This window comes from Falsihalocynthiibacter sp. CO-5D18 (genome assembly GCF_041205445.1).
Lineage (GTDB): Bacteria > Pseudomonadota > Alphaproteobacteria > Rhodobacterales > Rhodobacteraceae > Falsihalocynthiibacter > Falsihalocynthiibacter arcticus.
Genome location: NZ_JBGFCF010000001.1, coordinates 318808 through 339674 on the forward strand (window position 1 = coordinate 318808; position 20867 = coordinate 339674).

Sequence of the window (20867 nt, forward strand, 5' to 3'; positions counted from 1 at the left end):
CCCAGTCAGGACGCCAGAAAATGGAAATCCTTGTTACGATTGCCTATCTGTTTTTGATCCGGTTGGTTTTCTTTGATTTTAAATGGTTGAAGTTCAATCTTGTCTGGGGGCTTTTGTGCTCTGGCCTTTATGCTTCGGCCGCTTTGGTTGAGGTTGTTTTTCTTGGACAACTTACCCCTTATTCGGATTCCGCGTTTGTCCAGAGATACGTCGTCCAGATTGGGCCCCAATTTGGCGGCACAGTCACAGAGGTTCACGTTAAACAGGACGACATAGTGAAGCTCGGCGATCCTTTGTTCAGTCTCGAGAAGGACACGTTCCAAGCTACGGTCGATGAAAATCAAGCCAGTCTGGTTTTGGCCAAGCAAAATATAAAAATCATGCAGGCGCAATTGACCTCTGCCGGAGCAAATGTTGCGCATCAGGAAAGCTTGCTTGAACAGACTTCTGTTCAGGTTGAAATTTCCAAAGCAGCTGTCTCGGCGGCACAGGCCCGAGCGAAATACGATGTCGACGAAGCGGCCAGACAAACAAAACTGGCAGAAGAAGGTGCTGCACGAAAGGACCTAGCGGAGCGTGCGCGTCAGACCGCGGCTGTTTCAAGCGAATTGGTTATCGAGGCTGAAAAGCAGCTAAAAGAAGACGAACTGATTGCGCGTGATAGCTCCGAACTGGACGTGGCAAAGGCAGCCTACGAAGAAGCAAAACTGTCGCTTGATGCGATGATCGATGGCGAACATGCCTCCGTTAGATTGGCTGAGGCGGCGTTGGCCCATTCCACAGCAATTTTGAAGGACCGCACAGTCTATGCGCCCTCGGATGGTCAGGTTCTGAATCTCCAACTTCAACCCGGCGATGTTGTGCGGCTTAAAACGCCCGTCCTGACATTCGTGAACGAAGCCGATCCTTGGATTTTGATGAAAATTCGCCAAAAGGGTGCGCAGCATATCACCGTTGGCGATATCGGCGAAGTGGCCTTTGAAATGTACCCGGGTTACGTGTTTGCCGCCGAAGTCACGCGGATCATTTACGGCAATGGAAACGCCCAGTTGCAGCCTTCTGGCGTGCTCCCGAGGGAGCAACAGGTCGTACCGGGGGAAACATTTTTTGTGGCAATGAGGCTGACCGATCAGTACCCCAACTTCCCGTTGCGTTTTGGGGCTAAGGGGATCGCTGCGATTTATACCTCCGACGCGGCCGATATACTCAAGGTCTTGCGGAAAATTGAACTGCGTTCCGAGAGTTATCTGAACTACGTGTACAATCCATTCCGAGGATAAACGCGTCCGCGTTAACTCTGGGCGCTATCCCTATTTATGCCTGACGCATTCAAGGTTGACCGTAACGAGGCTTACTTGGGCTGAGATATGTTTATACGGTTCTAGTTGTAAAACCGCAGTGCCCAACTAGGTTGGAAGGTGGACCGACGGACAAATTTTGTACTATACAACAGACAACAGTTTGATCTTGCGCCAGAAAACAGAGAGTTCATATTTTGGTTCTTCTCGACCTTCGGTGCGCCAACAATGAGGGACTACAATGGTCGACACCACCAAGACGCCTGCGCCATCTAACCATTTCGACGAAATTTACGGCTCCGACGAGATGTCGGTCCCGCTTTCAGAAAGCATCTTTCCCGGAAGCGAAAGTGACCCGCGCAATGTCTATGCATCGATCCGCGACGAGTTGATGCTTGACGGTAACTCGCGCCAAAACCTCGCAACGTTCTGCCAGACTTGGGAAGAGCCTGAAATCCACCAATTGATGGACGATTGCATTGATAAAAACATGGTGGACAAGGACGAATATCCACAGACTGCGGAGATCGAGCAACGCTGTGTGCGTATGCTTGCGGACCTTTGGAATGCGCCCAGCGATGAAGCTACGGGTTGCTCTACGACAGGGTCGAGCGAGGCGGCGATGCTGGGTGGATTGGCGATGAAGCGCCGCTGGGAAGCCCGCCGCAAAGCCGAGGGTAAGCCGATCGATAAGCCCAACCTGATCACAGGTCCCGTGCAGGTTTGTTGGCATAAATTCACCCGCTATTGGGATGTGGAACACCGCGAAATTCCGATGGAAAACGGACGCCTTTTGATGACGCCAGAAGAGGTGTTGAGCCTGTGTGACGAGAACACCATTGGTGTCGTGCCCACGCTTGGCGTGACATTCACGGGGCAATACGAACCCGTCGAGGCGGTTTCTGCGGCGCTCGATAAGTATGAAGCTGAAACGGGCCTTGATATTCCGATCCACGTTGATGGCGCTTCGGGCGGGTTTCTTGCGCCGTTCTGTGCTCCTGAATTGATGTGGGATTTTCGCCTGCCACGGGTGAAGTCGATAAACGCGTCCGGACATAAATTTGGCCTCGCGCCGCTTGGTGTGGGCTGGATCGTTTGGCGCAGCGCCGACGATCTTCCGGAAAACTTGGTGTTCTGGGTGAATTATCTGGGCGGAAATATGCGCGATATCGGGCTTAATTTCTCGCGTCCGGGCGGGCCTATCACGTGCCAATACTATAATTTCCAACGACTTGGGCGGGAAGGTTACACCAAAATCCACAAGGCGTGCTACGCGACCGCGCAATATCTCGCGGCCGAAATTGGCGCGCTTGGGCCGTTTGACATTGTCTACGATGGCGATATGACGTCTGGTATCCCCGCTCTGTGTTGGACGCTCAAACCCGATGTTGATCTTGGATTTACCCTGTTCGATTTGGCCGATCGTCTGCGGATTTATGGCTGGCAAGTGCCCGCATATACCTTGCCTGCAAACTGTCAGACCCAAGCTATTCAACGCATTTTGGTGCGCAACGGAGTCAGTCGCGACCTTGCTACGCTCCTGATCCGCGATATCCGTAAAGCGTTGGCACATTTGACAAAACATCCGGCGGAAACACCGCTTGGCGAAAATGCCGCCGGTGGTTTTCATCATTGACCGAAGACTGTCGCATCCCCTCCACTGATGGGCCGAAAGTCAGCGCTGCAAGCGGCCCATGGCCGTTTGTAACGCGTCGGCAATATGCGCATCGTGGGCAGCAGCACGTCTGGCGCTCGCGAGATCATCGCAAGGGATTGCGGCGGGCATTTTTGCCCACTTATAGTGACGCGTGGAAACCAGAAAGCCTGAACGTCTGGATCGGCAGCGGGTTCTCGATTGGATCGTTCTTGTTCATCGCCGGTTCGATTCTAACGCTGTGGCCTGTGGCTGCGCACACCTTTTCGATGTCTGGATTTGACGTTAATGCGGTCTTTTTCCTCGGTTCGATTTTTTTCACGATAGCGGGATACCTGCAGTTGTTTCAGGCCGCGAACTCGGGCGCATTACCGCATGAAAACGCTGAACCTCGGCGGTTTGTTTTGATTGGCTGGCAACCCTCTCAAATCGGCTGGCTTAGTAGTTTTTTGCAATTCCTGGGAACGCTTTTATTTAATGCCTGCACCTTTATGGCGTTGCTGTCGATTGAAAGCTGGCTTCAGCAGGACTTAGCGATTTGGGTACCAGATCTTCTTGGGTCCATCCTTTTTCTCACCTCTGGATATCTGGCATTTATCGAGACTTGCCACCGCTATTGGTCGTGGCGTCCGTGGGATATCTCGTGGTGGGGCGCGTTGGTCAATTTCGCGGGTTGCGTCGCGTTTATGATCTCTGCCGTCATGGCCTTCGTGCCGTCAGGTGGCGCGAGCAGTGCTGTTATTACTGCGTCGGTCGCTTGGACGTTGATTGGGGCGGTTGGTTTTTTTGTGGGCGCTGTGCTCGTGCTGGTGGAATGCCGCGTAAACGCCTCTCCACCAGTTGCGTTGCCGTCCACTACTCCGGCCTTATAAGGCGCTTACTGGTTAAGGGTGCGCCAAAGATCGTTCACATGACCGGCGATGATTTCGGGGACCTCAAGGCAGGGCAGATGCCCAACACCTTGGATGATTTCCAGCTTTGAATCCGCAATCAAGTCAGAGAGTGCACGTACAAGTTCGGGCGGCGTTGCTTTGTCTTCGGAGCCGCCAATGCAGATTGTAGGGACGGCTATCGCGCGGGTTGATACGGTTAGGTCCGCGTCGCGAATGGCTCTGCAGGTTTGCGCATAGCCCTCGACGCTGGTTCGCGTCAGCATGTTGCGATATCCCGCCAATTGCGCGGATTTAGTCTTGTGGAATTCTGCTGAAAACCACCTTTCCATCACCGCATCCGCCATGGGTTCTAAGCCCGTGGCTTCGACCGCTTCTATACGCTGGTTCCACGTGGCGTCGTCGCCGATTTTGGCGCCCGTGTTGCTCAACACAAGCCCCGCAACCAGATCGGGGCGAAGTGCAGCAAGAGATTGGGCGATCAATCCACCAACGGATACGCCGCAAATGATGGCCGCTGTGAGGCCAAGATGGTCCATCAAACCGGCCACATCTTGAGCGAGGCCTTCAATGCTGATCGCTCCCATATCACTCAGACCGTGCCCGCGTTTATCCATCATCAATTTAGGAACATCAGGCAGTTTGTCTGCCACGCCCTGCCAAATCCGAAAATCTGTTCCCAAGGAGTTGAGGAAGACAACGGGCTTCGCCGCTTTTGTTCCGGAGTGGAAGCTGTAGTGCAAATTGGTGTCGCGGATTTTTTCGAATTGTAATGACATAGTATGGCTGCCCGTTATCCAAGGGTGGAGCGTACCAGTTGCGGTGCGCGTTTTCAAAAACCTGCGGCGCGAAACCGCACTGACCTAATACATAACGTATCACAGGCTGATCTGCGTGCACTTCGTTTTTTATGTCTGTGATGAATTTAGTGATGGGGTGTGGTTAAGTATATATCTTAAATTCAATTAGTTACGCTTCTATTTTAATGCGTCACATCGATCTCAGTGGGCAGGCGACACTATCTAAACATGCGACCTCACACGCGCCATCAAATTTTCGCAGGCATGTTTTTTGCTGGGATTTGACAGAAGCGCCCCGAAAGTTTCGGAAATATCTAGTAATACGTTTTAGACGAAACAAGCGTTGTTAGTTACAAAAGCAACTGATATTTTGAACGCAATGGCAATTGTCGGAGGCCTCCATGAATACGCAAATTCCACCACACCGAATGGTTCAGGCCCCATCCTTGCCCGGCCCCAACACGGGGTACATGCCTGGATTTGGCAATGACTATGAGACCGAAGTGCTTGAGGGGGCGTTGCCACAGGGCATGAATAGTCCGCAGAAATGCAACTATGGTCTGTATGGTGAGCAGCTTTCAGGGACCGCATTTACGGCTCCAAGTCATCAAAACGAACGCACGTGGTGTTATCGAATTCGCCCGTCGGTTAAGCATTCGCACCGATATGAAAAAATCGATCTGCCGTATTGGAAATCCGCGCCGAACGTCCTGAATGATGTGACCAGCCTTGGGCAATATCGCTGGGATCCGGTGCCCCATGGCGATCATCCACTGACGTGGTTGACGGGGATGCGCACGATGACGACGGCGGGAGATGTGAACACTCAAGTCGGCATGGCGACCCATATTTATCTGGTCACCGAAAGCATGGAGGACAGCTATTTCTTCTCGGCAGACAGCGAAATGCTGGTGGTGCCACAGGAGGGGAGGTTGCGGTTTTATACCGAGCTTGGAATTCTGGATGTGGAGCCTAAGGAAATCGCGATTATCCCGCGCGGGCTTGTGTATCGCGTCGAAGTGCTTGAGGGGCCAGCGCGCGGATTTGTCTGCGAGAATTATGGACAGAAATTTGAGCTGCCGGGGCGGGGGCCGATTGGGGCGAATTGTATGGCCAACCCGCGCGACTTTAAGGCGCCTGTTGCAGCCTATGAAGATCGCGAAGTGCCCTCAACTGTGACCGTGAAATGGTGTGGGCAGTTCCATGAAACCAAGATCGGCCAGTCGCCTTTGGATGTGGTGGCGTGGCACGGAAATTACGCGCCGGTGAAATATGATCTGCGGACGTATTGCCCTGTAGGGGCAATCTTGTTTGATCATCCAGACCCTTCGATTTTTACGGTTCTGACGGCGCCTTCGGGGCAAGCTGGGACGGCCAATATCGACTTTGTGCTGTTCCGCGAGCGCTGGATGGTGGCCGAAGATACCTTCCGTCCGCCATGGTACCACAAGAATATTATGTCCGAGATGATGGGCAATATTTATGGCAAGTATGATGCCAAACCGAAGGGGTTTGTGCCCGGCGGGATTAGTTTGCACAATATGATGTTGCCGCATGGGCCAGATAAAAACGCCTTTGAGGGCGCGTCCAATGCCGACCTCAAGGCCGAGAAGCTCGACAACACGATGTCGTTTATGTTCGAGACCCGTTTCCCCCAACATCTGACCGCATTCGCCGGTAAGGAGGCGCCGCTTCAGGATGACTATATCGATTGTTGGGAGAGTCTTGAGAAGAAATTCGACGGGACTGCGGGCAAGAAATGAAACGGTATACTATGTTTAAGTCGCAATGAAATATGTGATGGGTCGCGCCGATCACCAGCAAACTATTAAGGGAACATCATGACGAAATTGCATCGCTCTTGGGTGGAAAGCGCCAACAACGCCTCGACTTCTTTCCCACTCAATAACTTGCCGTATGGTGTGTTCTCTGTAGGCGAAACCTCTCCGCGATGCGGGGTGGCTATCGGGGACTATATTCTTGATATTCAATTGCTTGAAGGCGCAGGGCTGCTCGACTTTAACGGCGCATTCGAGGCTGGGTCGTGGAACGCTTTTATGGCACAGGGCCGCAGCAAATGGGATGCGCTGCGCGCACGTTTGATCGAGTTGTTGTCCGAGGGAAGCAACGAGCAGGAACGCGTCGCGGCCTACTTGGTTGCCCAGTGTGAGGCCACCCTACACATGCCCTTTCAAGTGCGCGAATACACCGATTTTTACGCAGGCATTCAGCACGCCAAAAATATGGGTGAAATCCTGCGTGGGTCGCCAGATTTGCCCGCGAATTGGTTGCACATTCCCATCGGTTATAATGGGCGCGCGTCCTCGATTGTGGTGTCGGGCACGCCGATCCACCGCCCCAACGGCCAGACCAAAGCGCCAGACGCCGAGGTGCCATCCTTTGGCCCAACCAAGCGCTTGGACATCGAATTGGAATTGGGCGCCATCGTGGGGACGGGCACTAAGTTGGGCCAACCGATTACGGTGGATGAGGCCGACGACATGATCTTTGGCTATGTTCTGCTCAATGATTGGTCTGCGCGCGATATCCAAGGCTGGGAATACCAACCGCTAGGCCCGTTTCAAGGCAAAGCCTTTGGCACAAGCATCAGCCCGTGGATCGTAACGTCTGCTGCGCTAAACCCCTTCCGCGCGGCGACACCACCGCGTGAAAAGGCGCTGCTACCCTATTTGAACGGCACAAAAAACGGGTTGTATAACATTGATCTTGAGGTGCTGATGCTACCCAAAGGTGCCGCGACAGCCACCGTAATCAGCAGAACCAACTACAATCGCATGTATTATTCCGCCGCCGAACAACTGTGCCACCACGCAAGCAGCGGTTGCGCTATGAACACGGCGGATATGTTGGGGTCGGGCACAATTTCAGGTCCCACACGCGACGAGTTTGGGTCGCTCATGGAACTCAGCTGGGCAGGGCGCAAACCCTTCGCCTTAGACACTGGTGAAATCCGCAGCTTCATCGAAGACGGTGACACGCTAACTTTGCGAGGTAAAGCGCAAGGGGACGGGTATATCATTGGGTTTGGCGACTGTAGCGGGATGATCCTTCCCGCTGTAACTCGTTGCCGCTCAGAAGCCTGACAAATAGTATTCTATAACTAGATTCCAAAAATGTGTTGACTGGCTGGAACGTTCCAAATATTAATGGGTTAGGATTTGGAACGTTCCAAATAGTTAGGAGATAGTATGAACTGGGGATTGATAGGGGCGAGCACGATTGCAGCCGGGCATATGATTTCGGCGATCCGGTCTTGTGCGGACAATCAGATCATTTCAGTGCTCAGCACAAATGCTGAACGGGGTGCGGAGTATGCAAAGACGCATGATATCAGGTCCTCCACAACGGATCTTGAGGCAATGCTTGCCGACCCGAATCTTGATGCCGTCTATATCTCAACCACAAACGAAAAGCATAAATTTCAAGCGCTTGCTGCGATTGCTGCGGGCAAACATGTGCTGTGTGAGAAGCCTTTGGCGATGTCCTGTGCGGATGCGCTTGAGATGGTCCATGCTGCCGAGGAGGCGGGCGTTGTTCTCGCGACGAACCACCATTTGCGCAATGCTGGGTCGCACTTGAAAATCAAAGAATTGATTGCCGCGGGCCGGATTGGCGATGTGCAGGCTGTGCGTGTTTTCCATGCGGTTTACCTGCCTGAATCGCTTCAAGGCTGGCGTATTAATAATGCGGTTGCGGGGGGGGGTGTCATACCAGATATCGTTGTGCATGACGCGGACACGGTTGGCTTTCATCTCGGGGAATATCCGCTGGAAGTGACCGCAATTGAGGCCTCCGGCAGTTTGGGGCAGGGGGTTGAGGATTCAGTCATGTCTGTCTGGAAAATGCCGTCAGGAATATTGGTCCAGACCCATGAAGGTTTCACGCTTCGCCACGCCGAAACGGGTCTCGAATTTCATGGCACCAAAGGGTCGATCATTGCCAAAAACGTAATGACGCAACTGCCCATTGGGCAAGTTGAATTGCGCACGCCGGACGGTGTTGAGGAGATTAAGTTTAGCGATCATAATCTCTATGCGCGGTCGATAGATCGCTTTATGGGCGCGGTTGCAGGGCAGGGACAGCCTGCTGCGACAGGGCGCGATGGCGTGCGATCGCTTGCCGTCGCCGCAGCCGTCAAACAGGCCGCGACCACGGGAGCCCGCGTCGCTGTCAATTACGGAGGCTTGTAAGCCATGCCCTCGAAGATTGTGTCCGCCGCAGAGGCGGTCTCGAAAATTAAGGACAGGGACGTTGTGACTGTGTCGTCGTCGTCTGGATTGGGGTGTCCTGATCTGGTGCTCAAGGCACTTGGCAACCGGTTCGCACAGGAGGGCCATCCTCGCGATTTGACCACTTTGCACCCGATTGCGGCGGGCGATATGTACGGCATCAAAGGTATCGATCATCTTGCGCAAGACGGCTTGCTGGCGCGGATCATTGCGGGGTCCTATCCCAGCGGGCCCTCCTCTTTGCCGATGCCTGCCATTTGGGAAATGCTGACGGAAAACCGCGTGGCGGCGTATAATGTGCCGTCGGGTATTCTTTTTGATATGCACCGAGATGTGGCCGCCAGAAGGCCGGGCGTTTTGACCAAAGTGGGACTCGAAACCTTCGTTGATCCTGCGCGGGAAGGCTGCGCGATGAATGAACGAGCTGCCGCCGAACCAATTGTCCATAAACAGGAATTTGCGGGGGAAACATGGCTGCATTTTCCGAATATCGTACCCAATATTGCGATTATTCGCGCCACCACCGCCGACGAACGCGGCAATCTCACCTTTGAACATGAAGGTGCAACACTTGGCGCGTTAGATCAGGCAATTGCCGTGCGCAATCATCGTGGCATCGTTATCGCGCAAGTGAAACGTGTGACGGCGGCGGGTTCGCTCCGTCCACATGACGTGCATATCCCCGGACATTTGGTCGATTATGTAGTGATTGACCCTGATCAAAAACAGACAACAGAAACCACGTATGATCCTGCGATTTCGGGGGAAATTATGCGTCCGTGGGACAGTTTTTCCCTTCCTGAATATGGCGTCGAGAAGGTTATTGCGCGCCGCGCTGCGATGGAGCTGAAGGAGGGGGATACCGCCAACCTAGGGTTCGGTATTTCGGCGAATGTGCCACGGGTCCTTCTGGAGGAAGGGTATCCGCAATCGGTGACTTGGACGATTGAACAGGGCGCTGTCGGTGGCGTCCCTTTAACTGACTTTGCCTTTGGTTGCGCCTCCAACGCAGATGCGATTTTGCCGTCGCCTACACAGTTTACCTATTTTCAAGGCGGCGGATTTGACGTCTCGTTCCTGTCGTTTTTAGAGGTTGATCGCGACGGAAATGTCAACGTGTCAAAGCTGGGGAAGAAGCCCTATTTGACGGCGGGATGCGGCGGGTTTGTCGATATTACGGCGCACGCACGCAAGATCGTTTTCTCGGGATATTTCGCCGCTGGGGCCAAATTGGAAGTGTCCGAGAGCGGAATTCGCGTCACGGCACAGGGGAAGTTTACCAAAATGGTCGACATGGTAGAGCATGTTACCTTTGCGGGGCAACGCGCGCGACGCCAAGGGCAAGACGTTATCTACATCACCGAAAGATGCGTGATGCGTTTGGAAGACAGCGGTCTCGTTGCCTTCGAAATTATGCCCGGAATTGATCCGGAGGTTGACATAATCGCCGCAAGTGAAGGTCGCGTTGCTGTGGCTAAAGACGTCAAAATTATGCCGCTTTCACTGCTGTCCGAAGGGAAGATGGGGTTGAAGCTATGAGCAATGTACATCTTGATCTCACCGATGGTGTCGCAGAGTTACGACTGGATAATCCCACCAAACTCAACGCCTTGACGCCCGCAATGCTTGCCGACCTTGAGCGCCATTTGACGGTTTTGGAAACGAATGCCGATTTGCGTTGTGTCGTCCTTGCGGCCGAAGGGGATCGCGCGTTTTGTGTGGGGGCAGATATCAACGCGTGGGCGGAGTTGTCGCCGATGGATTTCGCCCGTTTTTGGATCCGCAACGGTCATCGGATTTTTGACCGTATCGCGCGCCTTCACGTGCCGACAATTGCGGTGCTTTCGGGCCACGCTTTTGGCGGCGGGCTGGAACTCGCGGCTGCCTGTGATTTGCGTGTAGCGAGCCCGCGCGCAACGCTGGCCCTTCCTGAAACAGGGGTTGGGATTGTGCCAGGATGGTCCGGAACACAGCGCCTAGTTCAGTTGATGCCAGCGGCCGTTCTCAAAGAACTTGTCCTAACGGGGCGTCGGTTAAGTGCTGAGCGCGCCTATACATTGGGGTTTGTGAATTCCGTTTCCGATGATCCGCGCGGCGACGCATTTGCTATGGCCGCCGAGATAAAAACCAAGTCGCCACAGGCCACTGAGGTCGCGAAATATATGTTGGCGGCGGCGCTAAATGAGGACCGCAGCGCCATGATCGAGGCTTTAGGCGGTGCGGTTATGGCCGCCTCGCCAGACAAAACCGAAGGGGTTGCCGCGTTTCGCGCCAAACGCCCTGCAAATTTCAAGGATAATTCCCGTGATGACACATGATCTGACACTGATTTCTGGAGCGGGTGCTGTTCCTGCCCCCACGGATGTTTTTATTGCGCAGCACCTCATTAACGGCGCTTGGGTCTCCAGTGCGTCTGGCCAAACGTTTGATCGTTTTTCGCCCGCCAATGGACAGTTGGTGACGCAGGCCACTTTGGGGGGAGAAGCCGAAGTCGAGGCGGCGATTGCTGCGGCCCGTACAGCGTTTGATGATCGGCGTTGGTCGGATACCTCTGGCAAGGAACGTGCGACATTTCTGTTGAAAGTTGCCGATCTTATCGACGCCAATCGGTCGCGCATTGCCCTGTATGAAACGATGGAAAGCGGCAAGCCCATCGCCCAAGCCGAAGCGGAAATCGAAGGGGCAGCCGACATCTGGCGCTTTGCGGCCTCGCTTGCCCGCACGATCCATGGTGACAGCCACAGTACGCTCGGCCCCGATATGCTCGGGGTTGTCCTCAAAGAGCCGATTGGTGTTGTTTCAATGATTACGCCGTGGAATTTTCCGTTCCTTATCGTGTCGCAAAAACTGCCCTTTGCCTTGGCGGCAGGCTGTACCGCCGTTATCAAACCCTCCGAGTTGACCTCGGCAACCACTGTGATCCTCGGCCAGCTTTTGATCGAGGCCGGATTGCCCGCTGGGGTCGTGAATATCGTTTTGGGCTACGGCGATCCTGTCGGCACAAACCTCACCAATCATCCCGATGTCGATATGGTGTCGTTTACCGGCTCCACGGCAGTTGGCAAAGCGATCGTTGCCGCAACCTCCAAAACGTTAAAGAAAGTCTCGCTGGAACTTGGCGGGAAAAACCCGCAGGTCATTTTCCCCGATGCCGATTTGGATGAAGCCGCAGATGCGATTGTGTTTGGTATATATTTCAATGCGGGCCAATGTTGCAATTCTGGTTCACGGATTATCGTACATCATGATATTGCCGCGGTGCTAATACGGAAAATTGTTGAATTATCACGCAAGGTTCCATTCGGTGATCCGCTGAATCCGTCCACAAAGGTAGGGGCTATTATTTCTTCACAACACCAAGCCAAAATAGACGGTTATGTAAAAGACGCAGTTAAGGCTGGCGCAACCGTTGCGATTGGCGGCGCGCCCCTTACCATTGACGGGATGTCGGGCGAGTTTTATCAGCCGACGGTCGTGGCAAATGTGACCAAAAATATGGCAATTGCCTCTGAGGAGGTCTTTGGACCCGTTTTATCCGTCCTAACGTTTACAACATTTGACGAAGCTTTGGAAATCGCGAATGGTGGCGATTATGGATTGTCGGCGGGAGTCTGGAGCCAAGATATTAGCACCTGTTTGAAATTTGCACGGCGGGTTCAAGCGGGAACTGTTTGGACCAACACGTGGATGGACGGGTTTGCAGAGCTGCCTTTTGGCGGCGCGAAAGAAAGTGGATTAGGCCGGGAGTTGGGCCACCACGGAATGGATGAATATCTTGAGACAAAGACCGTTCAAATGAGGATCGGCAAAACGCGCTCCAGATGGGTCTAAATCCATAAAGACGACAACGCAAAAAGGGAGGAAACCAAATGCGTAAATTTATGAAACTTACTACTTCTACTTTGGCCACACTTGCGATCACGGGCAGCATGGCTGTTGCCGAAGATGTTGAGGTCCTACACTGGTGGACGTCTGGGGGGGAGGCCGCAGCGCTTAACGTGCTCAAGCAAGACCTCGAAAGCCAAGGCATCGGTTGGCAAGATATGCCCGTTGCGGGCGGTGGCGGCGATGCGGCGATGACCGTTTTGCGCGCACGTGTTACAGCAGGAAACGCACCAACAGCCGTTCAAATGTTGGGCTTTGATATCCTCGATTGGGCCGATGAAGGTGCCTTGGCGAACCTCAACGATGTTGCAGCCGCTGAAGGCTGGGACGCGGTTGTGCCAGACGCATTGCAAGCCTTTTCCAAGGTGGATGGCCAGTGGGTTGCAGCCCCTGTTAACGTCCACTCGACCAACTGGGTTTGGGCAAATAAAGCGGTGCTAGAAGCCAATGGTATTGCTGTTCCAACGACATGGGAAGAGTTCGAAGCGGCGGTAAACACCCTCGCAGCAGCGGGCCTCACCCCCATCGCTCACGGTGGCCAAGCTTGGCAGGATGCAACTATTTTTGATGCGGTTGTCATGTCTACGGGCGGCCCTGATTTTTACAAAGCGGCCTTTATTGATCTTGATCCCGAAGCACTGGGCTCGGACACAATGAAACAAGCGTTCGACCGCATGTCTTTCATTCGCGCAAATGTGGACGACAACTTCTCGGGTCGCGATTGGAACCTCGCAACGTCGATGGTCATTAATGGCGAAGCGGGCTTCCAAATGATGGGCGATTGGGCCAAGGGCGAATTCTTGAATGCGGGTAAAGTTCCCGGCGAAGATTTCCTTTGCTTCCGCTTTCCAGGCACCCAAGATCAAGTCACGTTCAACGCGGACCAATTCGCAATGTTCAGCCAAGGCGATACGGTATCGGATGAGCAAGCAGCCCTTGCAACTGCGATCTTGTCACCGTCCTTCCAATCGGCGTTCAACGTGGTCAAAGGCTCCGTTCCTGCCCGCACTGATGTGAGCGACGAGGCCTTCGATGCCTGTGGTAAACAAGGCATTGCCGATCTCGCAGCCGCTTCTGCATCCGGTAATCTCTATGGATCAATGGCGCACGGACACGCATCGAATGCGTCCGTTAAGAACGCGATATATGACGTTGTAACCGCTCACTTTAATGGCGAGTACGACAGCGAAACAGCGACGTCAGAATTGGTCGACGCAGTCTCCATCGCACAATAAGATCTCTACATCTGGGCCGACCTCGCGTGGGTCGGCCCACCCTGCAATCGCTTTCAAAAACAGGGAGAGCACTATGGCGCAGCCAACTGCCCAGCCAGATTTCAAAACACGCCTACAAAACTGGATTCCCAAGCTCGTCCTGTCTCCCTCGGTGGCGATGGTCTTTGTCTTTGTCTATGGATTTATCATTTTCACCGTCTATCTGTCGTTTACCGACAGTCGGATGCTCCCCAGTTTTGGCTGGGTCGGATTTGAGAATTATGATAAGCTTTTTCGCCTAAGTCACTGGACGATTGCCCTCAAAAACCTCGCTATTTTTGCCTCGCTCTATATCATTATTTGTACGCTGATCGGCCTTGCACTGGCGATCTTCCTTGACCAAAAAATTCGCGGCGAGGGCGTTTTGCGCCCGATCTATCTCTATCCCATGGCCTTGAGCTTTATTGTGACGGGTACGGCATGGAAATGGCTGCTCGACCCCGGAATTGGGCTTGAACATACCATGCATCTTTGGGGCTGGACCAGCTTCCAATTCGATTGGATCAAGAACCGCGACTATGCGATTTACACCGTGGTCCTTGCCGCCGTCTGGCAAACCAGCGGGTTTGTGATGGCGATGTTCTTGGCTGGCTTGCGCGGCATAGACAACGAAATCCTCAAAGCGGCGCAAATGGATGGGGCCTCCAATTGGAACCTCTATCGCCGCATCATCATCCCGCAATTACGTCCCGCATTTCTGTCGGCTTTCGTGATCCTCAGCCACCTTGCAATCAAATCCTACGACCTTGTCATTGCGTTAACGGGCGGCGGTCCGGGGCGGGCGACGGAACTACCCGCAACCTTCATGTACTCCTATACCTTCTCGCGAAATCAGATGGGGATTGGGGCCTCAAGTGCTGTGATCATGCTTATGACAATCGCCGCGATTATGATCCCCTACCTCTATGCTGAACTTAAGGAGGGCAAATAATGTCTGCTGCTTCTGCCGATAGCGCTATTCGCACAGGTCGTGTGACACGCGTCTTTATCTATCTGTTCTTACTCCTTTTTGTCCTGTTCTACGCGCTTCCCTTGTTTGTGATGGTGGTGAACTCCCTCAAACCTCTGGCCGAGATTACGGGCGGTAACATGCTTGCCTTGCCCGAAATCTGGACCTTTGACGCATGGCGCAGTGCGTGGTCGACCGCTCAAATTGGTGTCGAGCCAACGGGCCTGAAACCCTACTTCTGGAACTCCCTCAAAATGGTGGTGCCTGCCGTTGCGATTTCGACCGTCTTGGGGGCATTGAATGGCTATGTGCTAACGAAATGGCGCTTCCGCTATGACACATTGCTCTATGGGTTGGTGCTGTTTTCCTGCTTTATCCCGTTCCAAATCGTGCTGATCCCAATGGCCCGCGTTCTTGGCTTGTTGGATATCGCGGGAACCACTTCTGGCCTTGTGTTGGTGCATGTCGTCTACGGTGTCGGCTTCACGACCCTCTATTTTCGCAACTACTACGCCGCGTTCCCAACGGAACTTGTGCAGGCGGGAATGATCGACGGCGCGGGCTTCTTTCGCATCTTTTGGCGCATTCTTTTGCCAAGTTCAGGGCCGATCATCGTGGTGTCCGTTATCTGGCAATTCACTAATATCTGGAATGACTTCCTGTTTGGCGCATCCTTCGCAGACTTTGACAGCCAGCCGATGACCGTCGCCCTCAACAACCTCGTTCAGAGTTCGACTGGGGTCAAAGAATACAATGTCCACTTCGCAGGCGCGATCTTAGCCGCCCTGCCAACACTCCTCGTCTACATCGTCGCTGGTCGGTACTTCGTCCGCGGTTTGATGGCTGGCTCAGTGAAAGGCTAATCCAATGGGTTTTCTCGATATTAACAATGCAACGAAATCCTATGGCTCCGTGCAAGTGCTGCACAATGTGGATATATCTGTTGAAGAGGGGGAGTTTCTGGTCCTCGTCGGCCCCTCCGGCTGTGGCAAGTCTACTCTGCTGAATATGATCGCGGGTCTAGAGGAAATCACGATGGGCGACATCAGTATCAAGGGCAACCTTATGAACGGGGTGCATCCCTCGCAACGCAACATCGCGATGGTGTTTCAAAGCTATGCACTTTACCCGAATATGACCGTGGGTAAAAATATCACCTTTGGCTTGGAAATGCACGGAGTGCCCAAACCCGAGCGCGAAAAAGCCTTGGCGGATGTGGCCAAACTGCTCCAGATCGAACCGCTTTTGGACCGCAAACCGGGGCAACTTTCGGGCGGCCAACGCCAACGTGTGGCGATGGGGCGTGCCCTTGTGCGCAAACCGGATGTGTTTTTGTTTGACGAACCATTGTCGAATTTGGACGCCAAATTGCGGGTCGATATGCGGACCGAGATCAAGAAACTGCATCAAAAACTCGGTACAACCATCGTTTACGTGACCCACGATCAAATCGAAGCCCTGACGCTGAGCACGCGGATCGCGGTAATGAACGGCGGTTATGTACAGCAATTAGGCACGCCGAAGGAAATCTACGACACCCCCGCCAACCTGTTTGTGGCCTCCTTTATGGGGTCTCCGTCGATGAATTTACTGCCCATGACTGTGCAGGTCGAAGGCGAGTCCGTTTACGTAAAAACCCAGACCAAAGACGGCGAAGGCGTGCGCCTGAAATGCGTGAATTCCGCCGATGCATTGCGTGCCTATGACGGGCAAAAAATCACCATGGGCATTCGCCCCGAGGCGATCACCGACCCAGATGGCGCCGACCAATCTTCGCGTCATATCGAGGCGGTTCAAGCCCGTGTCGAAGTGACCGAACCCGCGGGATCAGACACTTTTGTCACCTGCACCTTCGGCGGATTTGAATGTGTCGCACGGATGCGTGCGGATGCCGAAGTTAAGCCGGGTGAAATTGCTCCGTTTGCGATCAATATGGAAAAAGCGATTCCGTTTGATCCGCAAACAGAAAACCGCATTGCCTGATTGGCACAAGGGAGTTTTGGCTTTGTGAAACCCGAAATTGTCATCATCGGCTCTGGAATGGGCGGCGCAACTTTGGCTGCGTCCCTCGCTCCAACCGGCGTTCAAATTGTCATGCTGGAACGTGGCGATTATATGCGCGCAAGTCCCGAGTGTCGGGACGACGACGCCATTTTTAAACGCGGATTTTTCCGATCTGACGAGCAGTGGCTTACGCCGTCGGGCGCAGGTTTTAGCCCCGGCAACTTCTATTATGTCGGTGGAAACACGAAATTCTACGGCGGTGTGATGTTGCGCTATCGCGCCGAGGATTTCGCAGAGATGCAACATTTAGGCGGAACCTCCCCCGCATGGCCGCTTTCTTACACGGATTTCGCCCCTTGGTATGACAAGGCCGAAGCGCTTTTTGATGTGCGTGGCCACGCGGGCGAGGACCCAACAGACCCTATTCGCGCGGGCGCATATCCCTTTCCCGCAGTCCCAGATGAGGCATCTATTGCGGATGTCCGCGCACGATTGCGCCGTGCAGGCGTTTCGCCGGCTAGCCTGCCGTTGGCCGTGGACATCGAACATTGGCTCAAGGGGGGCGACGACTCTTGGGATGGCCATCCCGACACTACGGGGGCCAAGCGCGATGCGCAAAGTGTTGGCATTGCCAAAGCAAAACAATACGAGAATTTCACGCTCATTACGGGCGCAATGGTTACACGTTTGCAGACGGATTCAAAACAGCGGATCACCGAAATTCACTATGAAAAAGACGGTGAATTTCACACCCTCAAGCCCAAAATCGCGATCTTATCCGCAGGTGCGGTGAATTCGGCGGCGTTGCTTCTGCGCTCGGCGAACGACGCACATCCCACGGGGCTGGCCAATAGCTCTGATCTTGTCGGGCGGCGGTTCATGAACCACAATTGCACGGCTCTAATGGCTATAAACCCGTTGCGGCTCAACACGGCAATCTATCAGAAAACGCTGTATTTCAATGACTTTTACTTAAAGGGAGGGCCGAAAAATGCCCCCTTAGGCAATATGCAACTACTTGGGAAAATCACAACACCCATCCTTCGCTCGCAAGCCCGTATACCCACGCGCGTGGCGGATTGGGTCACCCGACATTCGGTCGATTGGTATGCCATGAGCGAAGACCTTCCGTCGCTTGAAAGCCGCGTGACGGTGAAGGGGGACCAAATCGTTCTGGATTGGAAACGCTCGAACTGGGAATCTCATGAGGCCCTTGTTGCACAAGCAAAAAAAGTGATGCGTAAAGCAGGCTATCCTATCTTGCTTTCCCGAGCTTTCGACCGTGCGACTCCTTCGCATCAGTGCGGTACCGCCGTTTTTGGCACCGACCCAAAAGCAAGCGTTTTGGACCTGCATTGTCGTGCGCATGATCACCCAAATCTATTCGTCGTCGACGCCAGCTTTTTGCCTAATTCCGCAGCTGTGAACCCCGCGCTGACCATTGCCGCTCAGGCGTTGCGTGTCGCCGAGCATATCAAACACAAGGACCTGAAAGAATGAAACCGGTTGCCCTGATCACAGGTGGACAAAAAGGCATTGGCCTTGGAATCGCCCACGCCCTTGTGGAAAACGGCTATCGGGTGGCGCTTGCTGCCGACATTGCGCCTGATAGTGTCGCGGTGCGTGACGCCCTTGCGGAGCTGGGCGAGGACGCGCGGTATTTTCAGCACGACCTACGGGATATTGCCGCCGTTGATCGCCTATTGGATCAAATTGAAGCCGATTGTGGACCCGTCGCAAGCCTTGTCTCAAACGCAGGGGTGCCCGCAAAATTGCGCGGCGATTTGCTGAACCTCACCCAAGATAGCTATGACTTCGTGATGGACGTTAACCTCAAGGGGGCGTTTTTTTTGGCCCAAGCGGTGGCACAGCGGATGCTCGCTTCGCCTGCAAGCGCAAACTATCGTTCCATCGTATTTGTGACCTCCGTCAGCGCCGCGATGGTGTCGATTGAACGGGGGGAATACTGCCTGTCTAAAGCGGGGGCGGCGATGATGGTGCAACTCTTTGCTGCACGACTGGCGGAGGACGGCATTGGCGTGTTTGAATTGCGGCCCGGAATTATCGAAACCGATATGACCGCCGGCGTAAAGGACGCCTACACGCCCCGCATTGAAGGTGGCTTGGTTCCTGCAAAACGATGGGGTACTCCAAGCGATATCGCAAGCATCGTGGTGCCTCTTGTGCGGGGGAAAATGGCCTTCGCCAATGGGGCGATTATTCCAGTGGATGGTGGCTTGTCCATCCATCGATTGTGAGGGTGCAATGACCAAATCATATGACTTTATCATCGTCGGCGGGGGCTCGGCTGGGTGCGTTTTGGCCGCGCGATTGTCCGAAAATCCACAGACCTCTGTTCTTTTGCTTGAGGCTGGCGGGCGCGATTGGCACCCCTTCTACAAGATGCCCGCAGGCTTTGCGAAAATGACCAAGGGCATTGGCAGTTGGGGTTGGCATACCGTTCCGCAAAAGCACATGAACGATATGGTGATCCGCTATACGCAGGGTAAAGTGATCGGCGGTGGGTCGTCGATCAATGCTCAGATTTACACGCGTGGCAATTCTCTGGACTATGATGAATGGCGGCAGATGGGGTGTGAGGGGTGGTCTTATGAAGGCGTCCTGCCGTATTTTCGCAAGTCCGAAGACAACGACACGTATGGCGGAGAATTTCATGGGCAAGGCGGGCTCTTGGGGGTTTCCCAACCGCGCGCGCCTTTGCCGATTTGCGACGCATATTTCGCCGCAGGGGCTGAACTCGGGATTCCGCGCAACCATGATATGACGGGCGAGACGCAGGACGGAGTTGGTTTTTATCAATTGACTCAACGGGATGCGCGCCGATCTTCAACCTCGGTTGCCTTTCTTGATCCCGCGCGAGGGCGGTCCAATTTGACCGTGCGCACCGATGCAATGGTCCGGAAGATCCTTGTCGAAAATCACCGCGCGGTTGGTGTCGAAGTTCTTGCAAAGAACGGCGCCGAAACTCTGCACGCCAATGCAGAAGTCATCGTTTCGGCGGGCGCAATCGGCTCGCCAACCCTGTTGATGCGTTCGGGTATCGGTCCCGCCGATCACCTGCGCGATGTAGGCGTGGATGTGATTTTTGATCAGCCCGAAGTGGGGTCAAATCTACAGGATCACCTAGACCTTTTTACGATTTCGGAATGCACGGGCGACCATACCTATGACAAATATGCCAAGCCGCATTGGTCGGTGGTCGCGGGCCTGCAATACATCTTCTCCAAAAGCGGGCCCGTCGCCTCAAGCCTGTTTGAAACCGGTGGATTCTGGTACGCGGAGGAGGGAGCGCGTTCGCCCGATATTCAATTCCACCTCGGACTTGGGTCGGGGATTGAGGCCGGTGTTAGCAAAATGCGCAATCCGGGTGTGACGCTAAATTCGGCCTATTTGCGGCCCCGTTCGCGCGGAACCGTGCGCCTTGCGACTGCGGATCACGCAGATGCGCCGTTGATTGATCCAAACTACTGGGCCGATCCGCATGATCGTGAAATGTCCATTCGCGGGTTGAAACTTGCCCAAGAAATTATGCGGCAGGATGCCCTTAAGCCCTTCGTGCAGTCGGAAATCCTCCCGGGAAAGGATGTGCGCACGGACGAGGATTATTTCAACTTTGCCTGCCAAAACGCCAAAACCGATCATCACCCTGCTGGCACATGCCGGATGGGTGCGGACGCGGGGGCGGTTGTTGATCCACAGCTTAAATTCAACGGGATCGCTGGATTGCGGGTCGTGGATGCGTCGATCATGCCACGCCTTATTTCTTCGAATACAAATGCGCCAACGATCATGATTGCGGAAAAAGCAGCCGACATGATCTGCGCTGAACATGGACTTTGACA

At 54.0% G+C, this 20867-nt stretch carries 17 protein-coding genes; 16 read left to right on the forward strand and 1 reads right to left on the reverse strand.

From position 1 onward, the window contains the following. The first annotated feature begins 20 nt into the window (after positions 1 to 20). The 3 genes from AB9F27_RS01455 to AB9F27_RS01465 all read left to right on the forward strand — a co-directional run bounded on the left by AB9F27_RS01455 (position 21) and on the right by AB9F27_RS01465 (position 3824). Entirely contained in the window at positions 21 to 1280 is a 1260-nt protein-coding gene (locus AB9F27_RS01455) for an efflux RND transporter periplasmic adaptor subunit (RefSeq protein ID WP_335583470.1), read from the forward strand. Between the two features lie 259 nt (positions 1281 to 1539). Then, the gene (locus tag AB9F27_RS01460) at positions 1540 to 2934 is read left to right on the forward strand and encodes a glutamate decarboxylase (protein ID WP_335583469.1); all 1395 of its coding nucleotides are present in this window, start codon (positions 1540 to 1542) and stop codon (positions 2932 to 2934) included. A gap of 152 nt (positions 2935 to 3086) precedes the next feature. Continuing rightward, positions 3087 to 3824: a hypothetical protein gene (locus AB9F27_RS01465; RefSeq protein WP_335583468.1), complete on the forward strand. Its 738-nt coding sequence runs from the start codon at positions 3087 to 3089 to the stop codon at positions 3822 to 3824. Positions 3825 to 3829: 5 nt separating this feature from the next. On the opposite strand, the gene pcaD is transcribed toward AB9F27_RS01465, so the two are convergent. Next, entirely contained in the window at positions 3830 to 4621 is a 792-nt protein-coding gene (gene pcaD / locus AB9F27_RS01470; protein WP_335583467.1) for a 3-oxoadipate enol-lactonase, read from the reverse strand. Positions 4622 to 5043: 422 nt separating this feature from the next. Between pcaD and hmgA the strand changes: the two genes are divergently transcribed. From hmgA to AB9F27_RS01535, 13 genes are all read left to right on the forward strand, one after another. Next, positions 5044 to 6405, forward strand: coding sequence for a homogentisate 1,2-dioxygenase (gene hmgA / locus AB9F27_RS01475; RefSeq protein ID WP_335583466.1), 1362 nt, complete (start codon positions 5044 to 5046; stop codon positions 6403 to 6405). Positions 6406 to 6483: 78 nt separating this feature from the next. After that, entirely contained in the window at positions 6484 to 7746 is a 1263-nt protein-coding gene (gene fahA / locus AB9F27_RS01480; protein ID WP_335583465.1) for a fumarylacetoacetase, read from the forward strand. A gap of 105 nt (positions 7747 to 7851) precedes the next feature. Next, positions 7852 to 8853, forward strand: a complete 1002-nt coding sequence (locus tag AB9F27_RS01485; RefSeq protein ID WP_335583464.1) for a Gfo/Idh/MocA family oxidoreductase — start codon at positions 7852 to 7854, stop codon at positions 8851 to 8853. A 3-nt stretch (positions 8854 to 8856) separates the two neighbouring features. Beyond that, positions 8857 to 10431, forward strand: a complete 1575-nt coding sequence (locus tag AB9F27_RS01490; protein ID WP_335583463.1) for a malonate decarboxylase subunit alpha — start codon at positions 8857 to 8859, stop codon at positions 10429 to 10431. After that, positions 10428 to 11210 carry an enoyl-CoA hydratase/isomerase family protein gene (locus tag AB9F27_RS01495; protein ID WP_335583462.1) on the forward strand — a complete coding sequence of 261 codons (783 nt, stop codon included), beginning with the start codon at positions 10428 to 10430 and terminating at the stop codon, positions 11208 to 11210. The genes AB9F27_RS01490 and AB9F27_RS01495 overlap by 4 nt, the downstream gene beginning before the upstream one ends. After that, positions 11200 to 12723, forward strand: a complete 1524-nt coding sequence (locus AB9F27_RS01500; RefSeq protein ID WP_335583461.1) for an aldehyde dehydrogenase family protein — start codon at positions 11200 to 11202, stop codon at positions 12721 to 12723. Before AB9F27_RS01495 ends, AB9F27_RS01500 begins: the two co-directional genes overlap by 11 nt. A gap of 38 nt (positions 12724 to 12761) precedes the next feature. Next, the gene (locus AB9F27_RS01505) at positions 12762 to 14012 is read left to right on the forward strand and encodes an ABC transporter substrate-binding protein (protein WP_335583460.1); all 1251 of its coding nucleotides are present in this window, start codon (positions 12762 to 12764) and stop codon (positions 14010 to 14012) included. A 73-nt stretch (positions 14013 to 14085) separates the two neighbouring features. Beyond that, positions 14086 to 14982, forward strand: coding sequence for a sugar ABC transporter permease (locus AB9F27_RS01510; protein ID WP_335583459.1), 897 nt, complete (start codon positions 14086 to 14088; stop codon positions 14980 to 14982). Continuing rightward, complete coding sequence (locus tag AB9F27_RS01515; protein ID WP_335583458.1) at positions 14982 to 15863, forward strand: carbohydrate ABC transporter permease; 882 nt, start codon at positions 14982 to 14984, stop codon at positions 15861 to 15863. Before AB9F27_RS01510 ends, AB9F27_RS01515 begins: the two co-directional genes overlap by 1 nt. 4 nt (positions 15864 to 15867) lie before the next feature. Next, positions 15868 to 16983 carry a sn-glycerol-3-phosphate ABC transporter ATP-binding protein UgpC gene (locus AB9F27_RS01520; protein ID WP_335583457.1) on the forward strand — a complete coding sequence of 372 codons (1116 nt, stop codon included), beginning with the start codon at positions 15868 to 15870 and terminating at the stop codon, positions 16981 to 16983. Positions 16984 to 17007: 24 nt separating this feature from the next. Next, entirely contained in the window at positions 17008 to 18504 is a 1497-nt protein-coding gene (locus AB9F27_RS01525) for a GMC family oxidoreductase (RefSeq protein ID WP_335583456.1), read from the forward strand. Then, on the forward strand, positions 18501 to 19262 hold the full coding sequence (locus tag AB9F27_RS01530; RefSeq protein WP_335583455.1) for a 3-ketoacyl-ACP reductase: 762 nt from the start codon (positions 18501 to 18503) through the stop codon (positions 19260 to 19262). The genes AB9F27_RS01525 and AB9F27_RS01530 overlap by 4 nt, the downstream gene beginning before the upstream one ends. Before the next feature lie 7 nt (positions 19263 to 19269). Next, positions 19270 to 20865 (forward strand): GMC family oxidoreductase N-terminal domain-containing protein, encoded by a 1596-nt coding sequence (locus tag AB9F27_RS01535; protein ID WP_335583454.1) that lies wholly within the window; start codon positions 19270 to 19272, stop codon positions 20863 to 20865. Positions 20866 to 20867: the final 2 nt, after the last annotated feature.